At 60.9% G+C, this 17,811-nt stretch carries 13 protein-coding genes and 1 pseudogene; 9 read left to right on the plus strand and 5 right to left on the minus strand.

Features of this window, described 5'->3' with window-relative positions:
- Window positions 1–78: 78 nt before the first annotated feature.
- The 5 genes from E3Z29_RS10520 to phhA form a co-directional block, all read right to left on the minus strand.
- Window positions 79–261: a hypothetical protein gene (locus tag E3Z29_RS10520; protein ID WP_003222790.1), complete on the minus strand. Its 183-nt coding sequence runs from the start codon at window positions 259–261 to the stop codon at window positions 79–81.
- Between the two features lie 70 nt (window positions 262–331).
- The gene (locus E3Z29_RS29590; protein ID WP_256214475.1) at window positions 332–463 is read right to left on the minus strand and encodes a hypothetical protein; all 132 of its coding nucleotides are present in this window, start codon (window positions 461–463) and stop codon (window positions 332–334) included.
- A gap of 329 nt (window positions 464–792) precedes the next feature.
- Window positions 793–1,986 (minus strand): amino acid aminotransferase, encoded by a 1,194-nt coding sequence (locus tag E3Z29_RS10525; protein ID WP_134785724.1) that lies wholly within the window; start codon window positions 1,984–1,986, stop codon window positions 793–795.
- The gene (locus tag E3Z29_RS10530; RefSeq protein WP_003222798.1) at window positions 1,986–2,342 is read right to left on the minus strand and encodes a 4a-hydroxytetrahydrobiopterin dehydratase; all 357 of its coding nucleotides are present in this window, start codon (window positions 2,340–2,342) and stop codon (window positions 1,986–1,988) included. Before E3Z29_RS10530 ends, E3Z29_RS10525 begins: the two co-directional genes overlap by 1 nt.
- A gap of 118 nt (window positions 2,343–2,460) precedes the next feature.
- The gene (phhA, locus tag E3Z29_RS10535) at window positions 2,461–3,252 is read right to left on the minus strand and encodes a phenylalanine 4-monooxygenase (protein WP_007965510.1); all 792 of its coding nucleotides are present in this window, start codon (window positions 3,250–3,252) and stop codon (window positions 2,461–2,463) included.
- A 395-nt stretch (window positions 3,253–3,647) separates the two neighbouring features.
- Between phhA and E3Z29_RS10540 the strand changes: the two genes are divergently transcribed.
- From E3Z29_RS10540 to E3Z29_RS10580, 9 genes and pseudogenes are all read left to right on the plus strand, one after another.
- A complete protein-coding gene (locus E3Z29_RS10540; protein ID WP_096796287.1) occupies window positions 3,648–5,210 on the plus strand; it encodes a sigma-54-dependent transcriptional regulator in 1,563 nt (520 codons plus the stop codon).
- Window positions 5,211–5,584: 374 nt separating this feature from the next.
- Entirely contained in the window at window positions 5,585–6,325 is a 741-nt protein-coding gene (locus E3Z29_RS10545) for a flagellar basal body rod protein FlgF (RefSeq protein ID WP_007965507.1), read from the plus strand.
- A 45-nt stretch (window positions 6,326–6,370) separates the two neighbouring features.
- Complete coding sequence (gene flgG, locus E3Z29_RS10550) at window positions 6,371–7,156, plus strand: flagellar basal-body rod protein FlgG (protein ID WP_003222804.1); 786 nt, start codon at window positions 6,371–6,373, stop codon at window positions 7,154–7,156.
- Window positions 7,157–7,207: 51 nt separating this feature from the next.
- Complete coding sequence (gene flgH / locus E3Z29_RS10555) at window positions 7,208–7,903, plus strand: flagellar basal body L-ring protein FlgH (RefSeq protein WP_027613958.1); 696 nt, start codon at window positions 7,208–7,210, stop codon at window positions 7,901–7,903.
- Window positions 7,904–7,930: 27 nt separating this feature from the next.
- On the plus strand, window positions 7,931–9,019 hold the full coding sequence (locus E3Z29_RS10560) for a flagellar basal body P-ring protein FlgI (protein WP_161794916.1): 1,089 nt from the start codon (window positions 7,931–7,933) through the stop codon (window positions 9,017–9,019).
- 11 nt (window positions 9,020–9,030) lie between these two features.
- Window positions 9,031–10,317: a flagellar assembly peptidoglycan hydrolase FlgJ gene (flgJ, locus tag E3Z29_RS10565; protein WP_098967804.1), complete on the plus strand. Its 1,287-nt coding sequence runs from the start codon at window positions 9,031–9,033 to the stop codon at window positions 10,315–10,317.
- Window positions 10,318–10,338: 21 nt separating this feature from the next.
- Window positions 10,339–12,391, plus strand: a pseudogene (gene flgK, locus E3Z29_RS10570) (flagellar hook-associated protein FlgK).
- 13 nt (window positions 12,392–12,404) lie between these two features.
- Complete coding sequence (locus tag E3Z29_RS10575) at window positions 12,405–13,976, plus strand: flagellar hook-associated protein 3 (RefSeq protein WP_134785725.1); 1,572 nt, start codon at window positions 12,405–12,407, stop codon at window positions 13,974–13,976.
- A gap of 109 nt (window positions 13,977–14,085) precedes the next feature.
- On the plus strand, window positions 14,086–17,679 hold the full coding sequence (locus E3Z29_RS10580) for a glycosyltransferase (RefSeq protein ID WP_134785726.1): 3,594 nt from the start codon (window positions 14,086–14,088) through the stop codon (window positions 17,677–17,679).
- Window positions 17,680–17,811 lie beyond the last annotated feature (132 nt).

Below are 17,811 nucleotides of genomic sequence, written 5' to 3' on the forward strand. Positions count from 1 at the left end.
TTAGATAGGCTGCTTATGATACCGGCGCGCACGCGTCAGGGGCGGGGAAAAGTAAAACTATTTGCCGGGAGGGTGGAATCACGGTTTGGCCGGGGCGACCAGTTGCGTGGTGACGAGGGCGGCGAGGGCGTTTTCTTCGCTGCCGAAACGGGCGAGCAGGGCGGCCTGTTTTTCCGGGGAGAGACGGTTCCAGATCTCGATCATTTTCTCGGTGGCGCCGATCAGGACGGCAGCTTGGCTTTCAGAGAATTCGTCGGTCATGGCGGGCTCGGTTTCAGGCAGTGTGGAAAGCGCATCTTAGCGCTTTCCACACGGTCTGTACGGCGGGTTTTTACTCTTCGCTGTCGGCCTGGCGGCTCTCAACGGCTTCTTTCGGCTCGGGCTGCTGGGCGCCGGCTTGTTGCGTGGTCGTCTGCTCAGGTACGTGCAGGCTTGGGAAGGGGAGATTAGGAATCTCGTGCATGGTTGCGCTCCTCGCTAAGTCTGTTGATAGATCTGGTAGATCCGCGCTTCTTGAAAGCCTGCGCAGGATACAGCAGGAAAAATGACAATCAGACTTTTAATTGAAAATAATGCGACAGATGGCCGCAGGGGAGGGCGTATTCCAAGTGTGGGTGTGAATGAACCTGTGGCGAGGGGATTTATCCCCGATCGGCTGCGAAGCAGTCGTAAAACAATTGCACGCGCCATGTCAGACATTTCGCGATTGCAGTGTTGGGGCCGCTTCGCTGCCCATCGGGGATAAATCCCCTCACCACAGGGCTCACTCCTACAAGGGGGGGGGGCGCGGGCTTATTTGCAGGCGTTGGCGATGGCCTCGGCCAGCAATGCCAGGCGCGTGGCGTCGATCCCGGCGACGTTGGCCCGACCCGAGCTGACCATGTACACGCTGTGCTGCTCACGCAGTTGCTTGACCTGCTCCGGCGACAGCCCGGTGTAGGAGAACATTCCGCGTTGCACGCCAATGTGCGCAAAGCGCTCGCGCAGACCGTGCGGTTCCAGTGCTTCGACCAGACCGCTGCGCAATTGGGCGATGCGCAAGCGCATGGCTTCCACTTCATCGGCCCAGCGCGCTTTCAGCTCCGGGTCGGCGAGGATGGTCGCCACCACGGCCGCGCCGTGATCCGGTGGCGTCGACCACAGGTTGCGGGCGATGTTGGCCAGTTGGCTGCGGATGTCGATCAGCTTGTCGGCGGTTTTCGCGCAGACAATCAGCGCGCCGGTACGGTCGCGGTACAGGCCGAAGTTCTTCGAGCAGGAGCTGGTGATCAGCAGCTCTGGCACCTCGGCGGCGAACAGTCGGGTCGACCACGCGTCCTGTTCCAGTCCGTCGCCAAAGCCCTGGTAGGCAAAGTCGATCAGCGGCAGCAGGTCACGGCGGCGCACGACGTCGAGCACACGCTGCCAGTCGTCATGGTTCAGGTCGAAACCGGTCGGGTTGTGGCAGCAGGCATGCAGCAGCACCACGTCGCCGTGCGGCACTTCGTTAAGCACGGCGAGCATCGCATCGACGTCGAGGCGGTTGTCGCTGCCCACGTACGGGTAGTGACTGACCTTGACCCCGGCCGCAGCGAAGATCGTTTCGTGGATCGGCCAGGTCGGGTTGCTCAGCCACACGCCTTTGCCCGGCAGGCACTGGGCGATGAAGTCGGCTGCCAGACGCAGGGCACCGGTGCCGCCCGGCGTCTGGGTGGCGCCGGCGCGCTGTTCGGTGATCAGCTTCGAGTCGGCGCCAAGCACCAGCTCATTGATGACTTTGCCGAACAGCGGATTGCCGTGCCCGCCGATGTAGGTCTTGGTGTCCTGGCTTTCGACCAGTCGCGCCTCGGCGATTTTCACCGCTTCGGGGATCGGCGTCAGGCCCTGGGCATCCTTGTAGACGCCAACGCCGAGGTCAAATTTGCGCGGGTTAGTGTCCTGCGCATAGGCCTCCATCAAACCGAGGATCGGGTCGCCGGGTACCCGGCCGATGGCGTCAAAGTGCATTACTTGCGTCCTTCTGCGGTCTTGGCCACTTCGTCAGTGCGCGCGGCCATGATGAAGTCGTTGCGGTGCAGGCCCTTGATCGAGTGGCTCCACCAGGTCACGGTGACTTTGCCCCACTCGGTCAGCAGGCCCGGGTGGTGACCTTCGGCCTCGGAGATCTCGCCTACGGCGTTGGTGAACGCCAGCGCATGCTTGAAGTTCTTGAACAGGAAGACTTTCTCCAGTTGCATGATGCTGTCGCGTACTTCGATGTTCCAGTCAGGGATCTGCTTGATCAGGATCGGCAGTTCTTCGTCGCTGACTTGTGGCGCATCGGCGCGGCAGGCTTCGCAGTGGGCTTGGTTCAAAGTGGACATGGTGTGATTCCTGAAATCGAGTGTGTTTTTTTTATAGAAGCTATCGGCCCGTCAATGCCGTCACGCTAAACCAAAGTGACGGCGACTGACAGACTCAATTCTCAGCAAAAGTCGCGGATCACGCGGCTTTCGGTTTTGGCGGAAACTTCGGTGCGTGCAAACCCAGCTGCATGCCTTGGCGAACCATGGCCATGATGTCTTCATGGGCGACATCGAACAGGCGCTTGAGGTTCGGCAGGACAAAGTACAGCGGCTGCAGAATGTCGATGCGATACGGTGTGCGCATGGCTTCCAGCGGATCGAAGGCCTGATGCTCGGGCTCGTCCGACAGCGAGTAAACGGTCTCCTTCGGCGAGGACAGGATGCCGCCGCCGTAGATGCGTTTGCCTTGCGGGGTGTCGACCAGGCCGAACTCGATGGTCATCCAGTACAGGCGCGCCAGGTACACGCGCTCTTCCTTGGTGGCCTGCAGGCCGAGCTTGCCGTAGGTGTGAGTGAATTCGGCGAACCACGGGTTGGTCAGCAGCGGGCAGTGGCCGAAGATCTCATGAAAAATGTCCGGCTCTTGCAGGTAGTCCAGTTCTTCGCGGGTGCGAATGAACGTGGCCACCGGAAACTGTTTGCTGGCGAGCAATTCGAAGAAGGTCTGGAAGGGGATCAGTGCCGGGACGCGGGCAACCTGCCAACCGGTGGTCTCACCGAGCACCTTGTTGATCTCGCCCAGCTGCGGAATGCGGTCGTGGGGCAGACCGAGTTTTTCGATACCGTCCAGGTACTCCTGGCACGCCCGACCCTCGATCACTTTCAACTGGCGGGTGATCAGCGTGTTCCACACCGCATGCTCTTCGGCGGGGTAGTCGATAAAACCTTGCGCATCGGGCTCGCGGGCCACGTATTGCGTCTGCTTCATACTGCTCTCCTGCTAGGGGAATTCGTTCTTGTTATGTCCAGCGATGGACTGAGAATTACCCGAGAGTGCGGTGGCGTGCAGCAGGTTGAGTGCGTTCCTAGTAGGAACAATCGCCGTATTTCGTAAATAAATCGTTACGCTTTGACTGATATCACGCATTTGCGGTGATTTGCAGGTTTGAAAAGGGCTGTGGCTGTCACATAATCTTGACAACTATCTGCGTGCCTCGACAGAAAAGTCAGGCAAAACCGCAGCGCAAATCTCTTGTGGGAGCGGGCTTGCTCGCGAAAGCGGTGTGTCAGCTGAATGAATGGCGACTGACACACCGTCTTCGCGAGCAAGCCCGCTCCCACAGGGATTGTGTTCAACCCCTCATCCTTGTCGGGCCTCCTTTTATGCGTATCAAAGTCCACTGCCAAAACCGCATCGGCATCCTGCGCGACATCCTCAACCTGCTGGTGGAGTACGGGATCAACGTTGCACGCGGCGAGGTCGGCGGCGAGCACGGCAATGCGATCTACCTGCACTGCCCGAATCTGATCAACATCCAGTTTCAGGCGCTGCGACCGAAGTTCGAGGCGATTGCCGGGGTGTTTGGCGTCAAGCGCGTCGGGTTGATGCCCAGCGAGCGTCGGCACATGGAGTTGAACGCGTTGCTTGGCGCGCTGGAATTCCCGGTGCTGTCGATCGACATGGGCGGCTCGATCGTTGCGGCCAACCGCGCGGCGGCGCAGTTGCTCGGAGTGCGCGTGGATGAAGTGCCGGGGATTCCGCTGTCGCGCTATGCCGAGGATTTCGACCTGCCGGAACTGGTGCGCGCCAACAAATCGCGAATCAACGGCATGCGCGTCAAGGTCAAGGGCGACATCTTTCTCGCCGACATCGCGCCGCTGCAATCGGAGCACGACGACAGCGAAGCCATGGCCGGTGCGGTACTGACCTTGCACCGCGCCGACCGCGTCGGTGAGCGCATCTATAACGTGCGCAAACAGGAATTGCGTGGCTTCGACAGTATCTTCCAGAGCTCGAAAGTGATGGCCGCTGTCGTGCGTGAAGCGCGGCGCATGGCGCCGCTGGATGCGCCGCTATTGATCGAAGGCGAAACCGGCACCGGCAAAGAATTGCTGGCCCGTGCCTGTCACCTCGCCAGTCCGCGTGGGCAGTCGCCGCTGATGGCGCTCAACTGTGCAGGGCTGCCAGAGTCGATGGCCGAGACCGAACTGTTCGGCTACGGCCCCGGTGCCTTTGAGGGCGCGCGCGCCGAAGGCAAGCTCGGCCTGCTGGAACTGACGGCGGGCGGTACGCTGTTCCTCGATGGCGTCGGTGAAATGAGCCCGCGCTTGCAAGTGAAGTTGCTGCGCTTTCTGCAGGACGGCTGTTTCCGCCGGGTCGGCAGTGATGAAGAGGTGTATCTGGATGTGCGGGTGATCTGCGCCACTCAGGTCGACTTGTCCGAGCTGTGCGCGCGCGGCGAGTTTCGTCAGGATCTGTATCACCGCTTGAACGTGTTGTCGCTGCACATCCCGCCACTGCGCGAATGCCTCGACGGCTTGACTCCGCTGGTCGAGCACTTCCTCGATCAGGCCAGCCGCCAGATCGGTTGTTCGCTGCCGAAACTGGCGCCGGCAGCAATGGATCGCCTCAGTCATTATCACTGGCCGGGCAACGTGCGGCAGCTGGAGAACGTGCTGTTCCAGGCGGTTTCACTGTGCGAGGGCGGCACGGTCAAGGTCGAACACATTCGCCTGCCGGATTACGGCGTGCGTCAGCCGCTTGGCGATTTCTCGCTGGAGGGCGGGCTGGACGAGATCGTCGGGCGTTTTGAGAAAGCCGTACTGGAGCGGCTGTACTCCGAACACCCGAGCAGTCGGCAACTGGGTAAGCGGTTGGGGGTTTCGCATACCACCATCGCTAATAAGCTCCGCCAATACGAAGTTGGTAAAGACCCCGAGAGTTAACAGCAACACTGTGGTGAAAAGAGCTTTTGTGGTGAGGGGATTCATCCCCGAAGGGTGGCGAAGCCGCCCCAAACCAGCGAATGCGGTTCATCTGTTACACCATCATGTATGGATTGGGGGGCTGCTGCGCAGCCCATCGGGGATAAATCCCCTCACCACAGGTTTTATTTCCATCTGCAACAATCGGGATTGCCGCCCAGCGGCATAACACCGCCGGTTTTTCGACTTCGATACATTTCCAATTTCCCCGCAAAACCCCGCAAGTCCTTTGTTTACCGGGTCGCAAGCCGCCAGAAAAAAGTTGGTCTGCAAATTGCTTATGGCTCAGCAGTACAGCGGTGGGCGGCAAACGTCCGGCATGCAGAGGAAAGAGTGTGGACAAGTACCTTTATGTGGCAATGACCGGCGCCAGTCAGAACGCACTGGCGCAAAAGGCCCATGCCAACAACCTGGCGAACATCTCCACCAATGGTTTTCAGCGCGACCTGGAGCAGGCGCGTTCGATGCCGGTGTTCGGTGACAGCTTTCCGGCGCGTGCGTTTGCCATGAGCGAACGGCCCGCCACCGACTTCACCGCCGGTTCGCTGGTGCAGACCGGGCGTGACCTCGACGTCGCCGTGACCGGCAACGGTTTTATTGCCGTGCAGAACCCTAACGGTGGCGAAAGCTACGTGCGCACCGGCAGCCTGAACATCGACGCCCTCGGCGTATTGCGCGCCGGCAACGGCATGCCGGTACTCGGCAATGGCGGTCCGATCGCCGTGCCGCCGGAGCAGCAGGTCGAAGTCGGTGAAGACGGCACCATCAGTATTCGTGCGATGGGCGAAGGCCCGCGCGTCATGGCGGAAGTCGACCGGATCAAACTGGTCAACCCGGACATCAAGAACCTCAACAAAGGCCTCGACGGCTCGATCTACACCAAGGATGGCCAGCCTGCGCCGGCCGATGCCAACGTCAAACTGGTGTCGGGTTTCCTTGAGTCGAGCAACGTCAACGCCGTGGAAGAAATGACCTCGGTGCTGGCCCTGGCCAAGCAGTTCGAGTTGCACGTCAAGATGATGAACACCGCCAAAGACGACGACCAGGCCATGGCTCGGGTCTTGCAGATCAGCTAATTATCAGAACGTCGCGCCGTAAAACAGGCGCACGAGGAGAATCGAATGCTTCCGGCTCTATGGGTTGCCAAAACCGGTCTGTCCGCCCAGGACACCAACCTGACCACCATTTCCAACAACCTGGCGAACGTCTCGACCACGGGTTTCAAACGTGACCGTGCCGAGTTCCAGGACCTGCTGTACCAGATCAAGCGTCAGCCAGGCGCCCAGTCGACCCAGGACAGCGAACTGCCGTCGGGTCTGCAACTGGGTACCGGTGTGCGCATCGTCGGCACCCAGAAAAACTTCACCGCCGGCAGCCTGCAAACCACCGAGCAGCCGCTGGACATGGCCATCGACGGTCGCGGTTTCTTCCAGATCCTGCAGCCGGACGGCACCACGTCCTATACCCGTGACGGTACTTTCCACCTCGACTCCAACGGCCAGATCGTCAACGCCAGCGGTTTCGCCCTGGAGCCGGCCATCGTCATCCCGAACAACGCGCAGAGCTTCACCGTCGGCACCGACGGCACCGTGTCGATCACAGTGCCAGGCAACCCGGCCGCTCAGGTGATCGGCAACCTGCAAACCGCCGACTTCATCAATCCGGCCGGTCTGCAAGCAGTGGGCAACAACCTGTTCCTGGAAACCGCTGCTTCCGGCGCGCCGCAAATCGGCACCCCGGGCCTGAACGGTTTCGGTACCACGCTGCAGAACACCCTGGAAGGTTCCAACGTCAGCACCGTTGAAGAGATGGTCAACATGATCACCACTCAGCGCGCCTACGAGATGAACTCCAAGGTGATCTCCACCGCCGACCAGATGCTCTCGTTCGTAACGCAGAATCTGTAATCAAGTCTATGGGGCGACCTGAGGTCGCCAGCAACACCGTGAGGTAGGGTCATGAAACGCTTCGTATCTGTTCTGGCATTGGGTGGGGTCGTCTCGCTCGCGGGCTGCGTCGCACCGACGCCCAAGCCCAATGACCCTTATTACGCTCCGGTGTTGCCACGCACGCCATTGCCGTCTGCGGCCAACAACGGCTCGATCTATCAGGCCGGCTTCGAGCAGAACCTGTACAGCGACCGCAAGGCATTCCGGGTCGGTGACATCATCACCATCACCCTGAACGAGAAGACTCAGGCCAGCAAAAACGCCAACTCGCAAGTGGCCAAGAACAGCAAGACCGGCATCGGCCTGACTTCGCTGTTCGGCGGCAGTGGCACCACCAACAACCCATTGGGTGGCAATGACCTGAGCCTCGACGTCGGCTACAGCGGCGACCGCGCGACCAAGGGCGACAGCAAGGCGGCGCAGGGCAACACCCTGACCGGTTCGATCACCGTGACCGTGGCCGACGTGTTGCCCAACGGCATCATCGCCGTGCGTGGCGAGAAGTGGATGACCCTCAACACCGGCGACGAGCTGGTGCGGATCGCAGGTCTGGTGCGTGCCGATGACATCGCCACCGACAACACCGTGTCGTCGACCCGTGTCGCCGATGCGCGCATCACCTACTCGGGCACCGGTTCGTTTGCCGATGCGAGTCAGCCAGGCTGGTTCGACCGTTTCTTCCTCAGCCCGCTGTTCCCTTTCTAGGTGGCGACTTTGAATTTCAAGAGCCTCATGCTGGCTGCGGCCCTGTTGTCCGCAGCCTTTGGTGCCCACGCCGAGCGGCTGAAAGATATCGCCAGCATTTCCGGCGTGCGTTCCAACCAGTTGATCGGTTACGGCCTGGTGGTCGGGCTTAACGGCACCGGTGACCAGACGACGCAGACCCCGTTCACCCTGCAGACCTTCAACAACATGCTCTCGCAGTTCGGCATCAAGGTGCCGCCGGGATCGGGCAACGTGCAGTTGAAAAACGTCGCGGCGGTGTCGGTGAGTGCCGATCTGCCGGCGTTCGCCAAACCGGGTCAGCAGGTCGACATCACCGTTTCTTCGATCGGTAACTCCAAGAGCCTGCGCGGCGGCACCCTGTTGCTGACCCCGCTCAAGGGTATCGACGGCAACGTCTACGCCATCGCTCAGGGCAACCTGGTGGTCGGTGGTTTCGATGCCGAAGGTCGCGACGGTTCGAAGATCACCGTCAACGTTCCGTCGGCCGGTCGTATTCCGGGTGGTGCTTCGGTGGAGCGTTCGGTACCGAGCGGTTTCAACCAGGGCAACAGCCTGACGCTGAACCTCAACCGTTCCGACTTCACCACGGCCAAGCGTATCGTCGACAAGATCAACGACATGCTCGGCCCTGGCGTGGCGCAAGCCATCGACGGCGGCTCGATCCGTGTGACGGCGCCGCTCGATCCGAGCCAGCGCGTCGACTATCTGTCGATCCTCGAAAACCTTGAAGTCGATCCGGGTCAGGCGGTGGCGAAAGTCATCATCAACTCGCGCACCGGCACCATCGTCATCGGCCAGAACGTGAAAGTCTCGCCGGCCGCCGTGACCCACGGCAGCCTGACCGTGACCATCACCGAAGACCCGATCGTCAGCCAGCCGGGCCCGCTGTCCAATGGGCAGACGGCCGTCGTGCCACGTTCGCGGGTCAATGCTCAGCAGGAAGCCAAGCCGATGTTCAAGTTCGGCCCGGGCACCACCCTCGACGAGATCGTGCGGGCGGTGAACCAGGTTGGCGCGGCACCGGGTGACCTGATGGCCATTCTCGAAGCACTGAAGCAGGCCGGCGCGTTGCAAGCCGACCTGATCGTGATCTGAGGACGGCGACCATGGATATGCGCAAAGGCAGTCTGGTGGGCACGGGCGATTCGGGTTCGTACTCCGACCTCAATCGTCTGAACCAGCTCAAGGTCGGCGACAAAAACAGCGATGCGAACATGCGCAAAGTGGCGCAGGAATTCGAATCGCTGTTCCTTGGCGAAATGCTCAAGTCGATGCGTTCGGCCACTGAGGCATTGGGTAAAGACAACCCGATGAACACCCCGGCGGCCAAGCAATATCAGGAAATGTACGACCAGCAACTGGCGGTGTCGCTGTCCCGCGAGGGCGGTGGGATCGGGCTGGCCGACGTGCTGATGAAGCAGATGTCGAGGAATAAACCGCTGGCACCGGGTGAGGCTGCAGCCGCGTCCGCCGCCAAGCAAGAGGCGGCGAAAGCCGCTGCGGTGCAGACCCCGATTGCCGCCGGCACCACCGCCACCAATGGGCCGTTATCACGGCTCAATGGCGAGCGTCCGTTGTGGGCCTCGCGTTCCGGGCGTGTGGCTACTACCGAAGCCTCGCACAGCAATGACATGGCAATGATCAACAAGCGTCGTCTGGCATTGCCGCCGAAACTGGCCGATCGTTTGCTCGCCGGTCTGGTGCCGTCCGCCACGCCGACCGCCACCAATGCCTTGCCACAACGTGCCGTGACCACGGCCGCCACCGGCGCCGGCCCGCTGTACAACGGCGACTGGCTGAGCCGTGCCGAAGACGCCAAGGCGTCCGGCGGGCAGATGCAGATTTACGGTCGGGCGATGGCGCAGATTCCGCTGGCGCCGGCCAAGCGCGCCTTCAGCTCCGCCGACGAATTCGTCAACACCATGCTGCCGATGGCCAAAGAAGCCGCCGCGCGTATTGGCGTCGATCCGCGTTATCTGGTGGCGCAAGCCGCACTGGAAACCGGCTGGGGCAAATCGGTCATGCGTGCCCAGGATGGCAGCAGCAGTCACAACCTGTTCGGCATCAAGGCCAGCAGCAACTGGACCGGCGATTCGGCCCGGGCAATCACCAGCGAGTTCCGCAACGGGCAGATGGTCAAGGAGACGGCGCAGTTCCGTTCCTATGCCTCGTACAAGGACAGTTTCCACGATCTGGTGACTTTGCTGCAGACCAACAATCGCTATCAAGATGTGGTGAAGTCGGCCGATAACCCAGAACAGTTTGTACGCGAGTTGCAAAAGGCCGGTTACGCGACCGACCCGAACTACGCGACGAAGATTTCGCAGATAGCCAAGCAGATGAACAGTTTCGAAAACTACGCTGCGGCCGGCGTTTCAACGACGCCTCTATAAACACACGGTAAGGTTTGAATCATGAGTTTGCTCAATATCGGGATGTCGGGGTTGTCCGCGAGTTCTTCCTCTCTCGCGACCACAGGTAACAACATTGCCAACGTCGACACCGCCGGTTATTCACGCCAGCAAACCGTGCAGAGCACCAAGTCCTCGCAGCAGTTCGGCAACGTCTTCATCGGTACGGGGACGACCCTGGCCGATGTGCGCCGGGTCTACAACTCTTACCTCGAAAACCAGCTGCATACCGCCACCTCGCTCAATAGCGAAGCGGCTGCGTACGGTGCCCAGGCCACTGCGCTGGATGCCTCGATGTCCGATACCAACACCGGCCTGACCGGTGTGCTGCAGAAGTTCTTTACTTCGATGCAGGGCGTGGCGACCTCGGCCACTGATGACACCTCCCGTCAGTCGGTGCTGACCGGTGCGCAGGCCCTGACCAGCCGTTTCAATGCGCTGGCCAAACAGCTGAACGATCAGAACACCACGATCAATGGCAACCTGGGCGACATGACGTCCCAGGTCAACAAGCTGGCGACTTCGATTGCCAACCTGAACCAGAAGATCGGCGAGATTTCCACCAGCGGCGGCCAGCCGAACGATCTGCTCGACAGCCGTAACGAAGCGGTGCGCCAGCTCTCCGAGCTGACCGGTGCACAGGTCGTCGAGCGTGGCACCAGTTTTGACGTGTACATCGGCACCGGCCAGCCGCTGGTGATCGGCAACACCACCAACACCCTGAGCACCGTGCCGAGCAAGGACGATCCGACGCGCATGGCGATTCAGCTGGACCGCGGCTCAAGCGTGATCGATATCACGTCGGCCATGAGCGGTGGCGAAATCGGTGGCCTGCTGACCTATCGCAAAGAAGTGCTCGACCCTTCGCTCAATGAGTTGGGGCGTGTCGCGCTGGTGGTGGCCGATCAGGTCAACAGCCAACAAGCCCAGGGTATCGACAAGAACGGTGACTTCGGCGCCGCGATCTTCAACAACATCAACAGTGCCGCGCTGGTCAGCCAGCGCAGCATTGCGCAGTCGACCAATAGCGCCGGCTCGGGCAACCTCGATGTCACCATCAAGGACACCGGCAAGCTGACCACCAGCGATTATCAGGTGACCTTCACCAGCGCCACCAACTATTCGGTCAAGCGCTCCGATGGCACCGACATGGGCTCGTTCAGCACCACGACCACGCCACCGCCGGTGATCGACGGCTTCACCCTGGCCCTCAACGGCGGCGCCCTGAGCGCTGGCGACACCTTCAAGGTGACACCGACCCGTAACGCGGCAAGCACTATTCAGACGGTACTGACCGATCCGAAGAAAATCGCTGCGGCAGCACCGCTGACCGGCGTGGCCAGTGCCAACAACTCCGGTACCTACACCCAGCCGACGCTGACCGATTCGTTCAACATCTACAACCCGGCGTCGCAGACCGAGTTGCAGAATGCGCTCAAATATTCGACGCCGGTCAAATTGGTGTTTGGTGCGGTCGCCAGCGGCAGCCAGTCGTACAACATGGTTGACGCCAAGGGCAACACCATCGGTTCGGGCACCATCGTGCCGGTGCCGGGGCAGGCCAAACACCTTGAACCTCAAGGTCGGCATGGTCGACTCCACCGGTGCTCCGGTGATGGACACCACGGTCACGCCGAACGTGCAGAAGACCTTCACCGTACAGACCACCGTGGGCGCGACGCCGAAGTCCGGCGAAACCTTCACCATCAACCTGACCGGCGCGGCGTCTTCGGATAACCGCAACGCACAGACACTGGTTGGCCTGCAGACCAAGCAGACCGTGGACACCGGCAGCGGCAGCAAGGGCATCAGCCTGACCGACGCCTACAACAAACTGGTGACCAACGTCGGTACCAAGGCTGCACAGAGCAAGTCCGACAATGACGCCACCTCGGTGATCCTCGATCAGGCCAAGGGCGCGCGCGACTCGTTGTCCCAGGTCAACCTCGATGAAGAGACCGGCAACCTGGTCAAGTATCAGCAGTACTACACAGCGTCTTCGCAGATCATCAAAGCTGCGCAGGAAACTTTCGCCACGCTGATCAACAGTCTTTAAGGAGTCGTAATTCATGCGCATTTCCACCGCCCAGTATTACGCGACGCAAGCTGCTCAATATCAGCGCAACTACAGCAAGACGGTCGCGACCGCCAACGAAGCGAGCAGCCTGCAGCGCATCAACACCGCTGCCGACGATCCGATCGGCGCCGGTCGCCTGCTCAAGCTGGGTCAGCAAAGTGCGATGCTCGACCAGTATCAGGGCAACATCGACACCACCAAGAGCTCGCTGACCGTGCAGGAGTCGACGTTGAACTCCATCACCACGGCTCTGCAGCGCGCCAAGGAAATCGGCCTGGCCGCCAACAACGGTATCGCTACCGACGACAACCGCAAGGCGTACGCGGCGGAACTGAGCCAGATCCAGCAACAAGTGCTGGGCCTGATGAACTCCAAGGATGCCAACGGCAACTACCTGTTCTCCGGTTCCAAGACCGATACCGCGCCGTACTCGCAAAACGTCGACGGCACCTATACCTATAACGGTGACCAGACCCAGATCAACCTGGGCATTGGCGACGGTATGTCGGTCGCGACCAATACCACCGGTTGGGACGCCTTCCAGCAGACCATCAACACCAGCCGCACCCAGACCACCATGACCGCTCCGGCGCTGGATGACGGTCGTGTGGTGCTGTCCAACGGTACGGTCGGCACCGCAGCGACCTACAACGCCAAGTTCACGGCGGGCCAGCCATACACCGTGGATTTCATCAGCAGCACGCAGTTGAAAATCACCGATGCCCTGGGCAACGACGTGACGTCCGAGGCCAGCCAGAACGGCCTGATCAGCAACAGCAATGGTGCCAACCAGACCGTCAGCTTCCGTGGCGTCGACATGAAGTTGAACATCAACCTCAAGGCCGGCGACACCAACCCGGATGCGGTCATCGCCGGTCACAGCTTCCAGCTGTCGGCCACACCTGACTCGTTCACTACCGCGCGCAGCCCGGGCAACCCGTCGACGGCGGTCATCACCGGCTCCAGCGTGACCAACCAGGCGGCGTACAGCGCGGCCTTCCCGTCGGGCGGCGGTGCGGTGCTGAAGTTCACCAGCGCCACCGATTTCGACCTGTACGCGGCCCCTGTGACCGCTGACAGCAAACCGGTGTCGTCGGGCACCATGGTCGGCAGCAACGCCACGGCCGCCGGTGTGACCTTCGCCATTGGCGGTACGCCGGGTGCGGGCGATCAGTTCTCGATTCAGTCCAACAACCACCAGACCCAGAACGTGCTCGACACCCTGGGGCAGATGGTCACGGCGCTGAACATGCCGGTCGATGGTGATCCGGTAGCCAAGCAGAAATTCCAGGGGGCCATGGAGTCGGCGCTGGGCAACATCGACAGCGCCTCCAACCAGATTGGCGCTGCGGTGACCTCGATCGGTGCGCGCGGTCAGTCGCTGGATGACCAGGACACCACCAACCAGAGCCTGATCCAGGCCAACACCACGACCCAGGGTTCGATCCGTGATTCGGATCCGGCCGAGGTGATGACCCGCCTGACGTTGCAGCAGACCATGCTGCAAGCCTCGCAACTGGCGTTCAGCAAGATCAGTCAGTTGGGTCTGTTCAACAAGATCTGACATTGGACGGGCGCGCAGGCGCCCGTTTGTCTCGTCCTTCAGTTAATGTTTTTTTGCGGTTTCATGGGCTCGCTTTACCGAGCGGGCTCGTACCGCCTGTGAGCCCGCCGTGAATCCACTTCCTCTCGTCAGTCTGGTCATTCCCGCCTTCAATCCGCGCTTCTTCGAGCGGACCTTGAACAGTGCGGTGAGCCAGACTTATGGCCAACTCGAAATCATCGTTTGCGACGACAGCCGCGGCAGCGAGATTGAAGCCATCGTTGCGGCGGTAGTCGAGCAGTCCGGCGTCGCCGTGCGTTACGTGCGCAATCCGCGCACCCTGGGCATGGTCGGCAATCTCAAGGCCTGCCTGGAACAGGCGCAGGGCCAATTGGTCAAATTTCTGTGCGACGACGACCATCTCTATGCCGCCTGTGTTGAACAGCAAGCGCAGGAAATGGTGCGTGAGGAAGTCCGGCTGGTGCTGGCTCAGCGTCTGTTCTGGGACGCTGACGACATCATTCTTCCGGCACGTCTGGAAAACACTTCGCTGTCTCCGCTCAGTGGCTTGTTCAAGGGCGACGACCTGCTGGGCATCTTTGAAAAGTTTCCGGTCAATGTGCTGGGTGGGTTCACCAATGCGCTGTTTCGCCGGGAAGATCTTGTCGAGTTGCTGCCGGCGTTGACCCAGGAAGGCCACTGCTTTGTGGCAACCCTGGATTTCGCGCTGTTCGTCTGTCTGATGCGGCGCGGCAATGTGGCGGTGTCCAACAATGTGCTGAGTGCCGAGCGACTGTACCCGGAGCGCCTGTGCGCCCAGCAGGCGATGAAAGATGCGGTTGAAGTCGAGCGCGAGTGGATTCTGCAAATGCTCAAGGCGCGCAGCGGCGAATCTGCGCCTGCGCCGGGTTGGGTTCGCTACATCCCGCTGACCAAGGCTGATGAGACACCCCGGGTCTGGGAAGAGCTGCCTCTGAGCCGCACCCTGGGTACCAAACAAAGTCGCCAGGAGTGGTGTGTCGGCATCGACAGCTGGAGTTTTGCCGAGCTTTATGCGCAATGGCTGGAGTGCCGGGTGCTCACCGAGGGGCAGCGCAAGTTGCTGCCGGAGACCCTGGCTGGCTGGTCGCATCAGCCGCGCATCGTCCCGATCGTCATCGATCGCGACGGCAGTCGCGAGGGTGTCGAGCGCACGCTGGAGGCGCTTGCCGCACAGGATTATCTGCCGGAGTTGATTCTGGTGCTGTCCGCTGCCTGTTCCGAGGCCGAGCTCGATGGTCGGGTGTTCCGCATGCCGTTGCAGGACGACGGACTGGAGCAGATCAATGCATTGTTACCGCAACTGGAAGGGGCCGACTGGTTCTACCTGTTGCAGGCCGGCGATCGTCCGGTGGTGCCGGCGTTGTTGATCATGGCCGAGCGCATCGCCCATTCTCCGGCGCTGACGTGTCTGTACAGCGATGAAGGCAGCCTGCGCAACGGCGAATCGGCAGAGCCTGCGTTCAAACCGGATTTCAACCTCGACCTGCTGCGCAGTTACCCGTACGTCGGGCGCGCGCTGGCGTTCAAGCGCGAACGCTTTCTGGCGCTGGGCGGATTCGCGGCGACGTTCGCCGAACTGGCCCCCCACGACGTGCTGTGGCGCATGGTCGAGAGTGATGGTACGCAGGTGGTCGGGCATGTCGCCGAAGTTCTGGTGCAATCGCCCTTCGATCTGTCCGCCTGGCTCGCCGCTCCGGCGGTCATCGAGCAGAATCCGCGTGTACTCGAGGCCCATCTGCAGCGCCTGGGGATTGCCCACGAAATCCGCCGTGGCAGTTCCGGGTTGCTCAATCGTGTCGACTATCGCCATGCCCGGCGTCCGCTGGTGTCGATCATTATTGTGACCAAGGACCAGACGGCTGCCTTGCAGCGCTGCGTCGAGACGCTGTTGGAGAAGACCGCTTACTCCGAGTACGAGTTGTTGCTGGTCGACAATGGCAGTGAAAGCCACGAGGCGCGGGCCTGGCTGGACGGTATGGCGCAACTGGGCGGCGAGCGGATTCGTGTCCTGAACTACCCGCAGCAGGGCAACGCAGCGGCGCTGCATAATTTTGCGGTAGGGCAGGCGCGTGGTGAATACGTGCTGCTGCTCAATTCGTTTGCGGTAATCACCCAGGCCGACTGGCTCGACGAACTGCTCAATCATGCACAGCGTCCGGAAGTCGGCGTGGTCGGCGCCAAGCTGTTCAATCCTGATGGGTGCGTGCTGCACGCGGGTCTGATTCTTGGTCTGCAAGGTGCAGTGGGTTTGCCGTTCTATGGTCAGTCGTTACAGTCGGATGGTTACATGTTCCGGCTGCAAGCGGTCCATGACCTGAGTGCCGTCGGTGGCGATTGCCTGATGGTGCGCAAGGCGGTTTACGAGTCTGTCGCCGGTCTCGATGAGCAAGCGCTGAAACAGGCGCTGAATGTCGTGGATCTGTGCCTGCGGATCGGTCAGGAAGGATACCTGGTGGTGTGGACCCCTTATGCCTTGCTGGCACTGGGCGCACGCCCCAGTGTTCAGGCGACGGCAGAAGAGGAGCAATTGCAGCTTCAGGAGCAGGAAACCTTCTACCAGCGCTGGTTGCCGCGCATTGCCCGTGATCCGGCCTTCAACGTCAATTTGTCGTTGCAGGGTGTCGGTGCGACGAGCTTCAGCCTGGAACCGGGCCTGCGTACCGGCTGGAGTGCATTTTCCCGGGCGCAGTTGCCGAACGTGCTTGCCGTGCCGATCAACGCCTCGGCCATCGGTCACTACCGCATGAGCCAGCCGCTGATCGAACTGGAAGCGGCCAACCGCGCTGAAGGGCGGATTTGCTATGGACTGCCGTCGATCATTGATATCGAGCGTCAGTCCCCGGACGTGATTGTGCTGCAGGGGCGTTATTCGCAGGGGGCCATTGATGAGATTCCGCCACTGAAGAAATTCAGTCATGCCCGGCGCATCTTTGAGCTTGATGACTATGTGATCGACGTTCCTCATCGCAATGCGCATATTCGCAACATGCCCAATAAACAGGAAATGGAGCGGATGGTGCGCAGTGCGATCAGCCTGTGTGATCGGGTGGTTGTATCGACCCAGCCACTGGCCAATGCGTTGTCGGACATGCACCACGACATTCGCGTCGTCCCCAACATGCTCGCACGCAACTTGTGGACTGACTTGCGCAGCCAGCGCCGCACTTCGAAAAAACCACGGGTCGGCTGGGGCGGTGGGACCAGTCACCACGGCGACCTGGCGGTGATCGCCGATGTTGTGCGTGAGCTGGCCAACGAAGTCGACTGGGTGTTCTTCGGCATGTGTCCGGATGATCTGCGTCCGTACATGCATGAATTCCACGGGGTAATTCCGTTGGAAGTGTACCCGGCCAAACTGGCAAGCCTGAATCTCGATCTGGCGCTGGCGCCACTGGAATTCCACATCTTCAACGACTGCAAGAGCAACCTGCGTCTGCTGGAGTACGGCGCCTGCGGTTACCCGGTGATCTGCACCGATACCGAGGCCTATCGCGGCTACCTGCCGTGCACCCGGGTCAAGACCAACAGCACCGATGAATGGCTGCAGGCGATCCGCATGCACCTGGCCGACCCGGATGCCAGCTACCGCATGGGGGATCAGTTGCGTGAGGTGGTGTTGCGTGACTACGTGTTGCGTGGCGACAACTTGCGTTACTGGGAGAATGGCTGGCTGGCGGATTGATCGAATCGCGTACGGACCTCTGAGAAACAGGCGACTTTCGAGTCGCCTGTTTTTTTTTGCGTGGCGAAAAGTTTTGTATCAAGCCCGATACTTTTTTTGGCGGCGGGCTCAAGCATCGGGATTTTTCTGTCG

This window comes from Pseudomonas sp. S150 (assembly GCF_004526365.1).
Lineage (GTDB): Bacteria > Pseudomonadota > Gammaproteobacteria > Pseudomonadales > Pseudomonadaceae > Aquipseudomonas > Aquipseudomonas putida_A.

What these genes read in the sequence shown, in the direction of transcription:
- phhA (WP_007965510.1), bottom strand. Translation starts at nt 3,252, where the DNA reads ATGAAGCAGACGCAATACGTGGCCCGCGAGCCCGATGCGCAAGGTTTT.
- flgG (WP_003222804.1), top strand. Translation starts at nt 6,371, where the DNA reads ATGCTTCCGGCTCTATGGGTTGCCAAAACCGGTCTGTCCGCCCAGGAC.
- flgJ (WP_098967804.1), top strand. Translation starts at nt 9,031, where the DNA reads ATGGATATGCGCAAAGGCAGTCTGGTGGGCACGGGCGATTCGGGTTCG.
- E3Z29_RS10560 (WP_161794916.1), top strand. Translation starts at nt 7,931, where the DNA reads ATGCTGGCTGCGGCCCTGTTGTCCGCAGCCTTTGGTGCCCACGCCGAG.
- E3Z29_RS10540 (WP_096796287.1), top strand. Translation starts at nt 3,648, where the DNA reads ATGCGTATCAAAGTCCACTGCCAAAACCGCATCGGCATCCTGCGCGAC.
- E3Z29_RS10530 (WP_003222798.1), bottom strand. Translation starts at nt 2,342, where the DNA reads ATGTCCACTTTGAACCAAGCCCACTGCGAAGCCTGCCGCGCCGATGCG.
- E3Z29_RS10525 (WP_134785724.1), bottom strand. Translation starts at nt 1,986, where the DNA reads ATGCACTTTGACGCCATCGGCCGGGTACCCGGCGACCCGATCCTCGGT.
- E3Z29_RS10520 (WP_003222790.1), bottom strand. Translation starts at nt 261, where the DNA reads ATGACCGACGAATTCTCTGAAAGCCAAGCTGCCGTCCTGATCGGCGCC.
- flgH (WP_027613958.1), top strand. Translation starts at nt 7,208, where the DNA reads ATGAAACGCTTCGTATCTGTTCTGGCATTGGGTGGGGTCGTCTCGCTC.
- E3Z29_RS29590 (WP_256214475.1), bottom strand. Translation starts at nt 463, where the DNA reads ATGCACGAGATTCCTAATCTCCCCTTCCCAAGCCTGCACGTACCTGAG.
- E3Z29_RS10575 (WP_134785725.1), top strand. Translation starts at nt 12,405, where the DNA reads ATGCGCATTTCCACCGCCCAGTATTACGCGACGCAAGCTGCTCAATAT.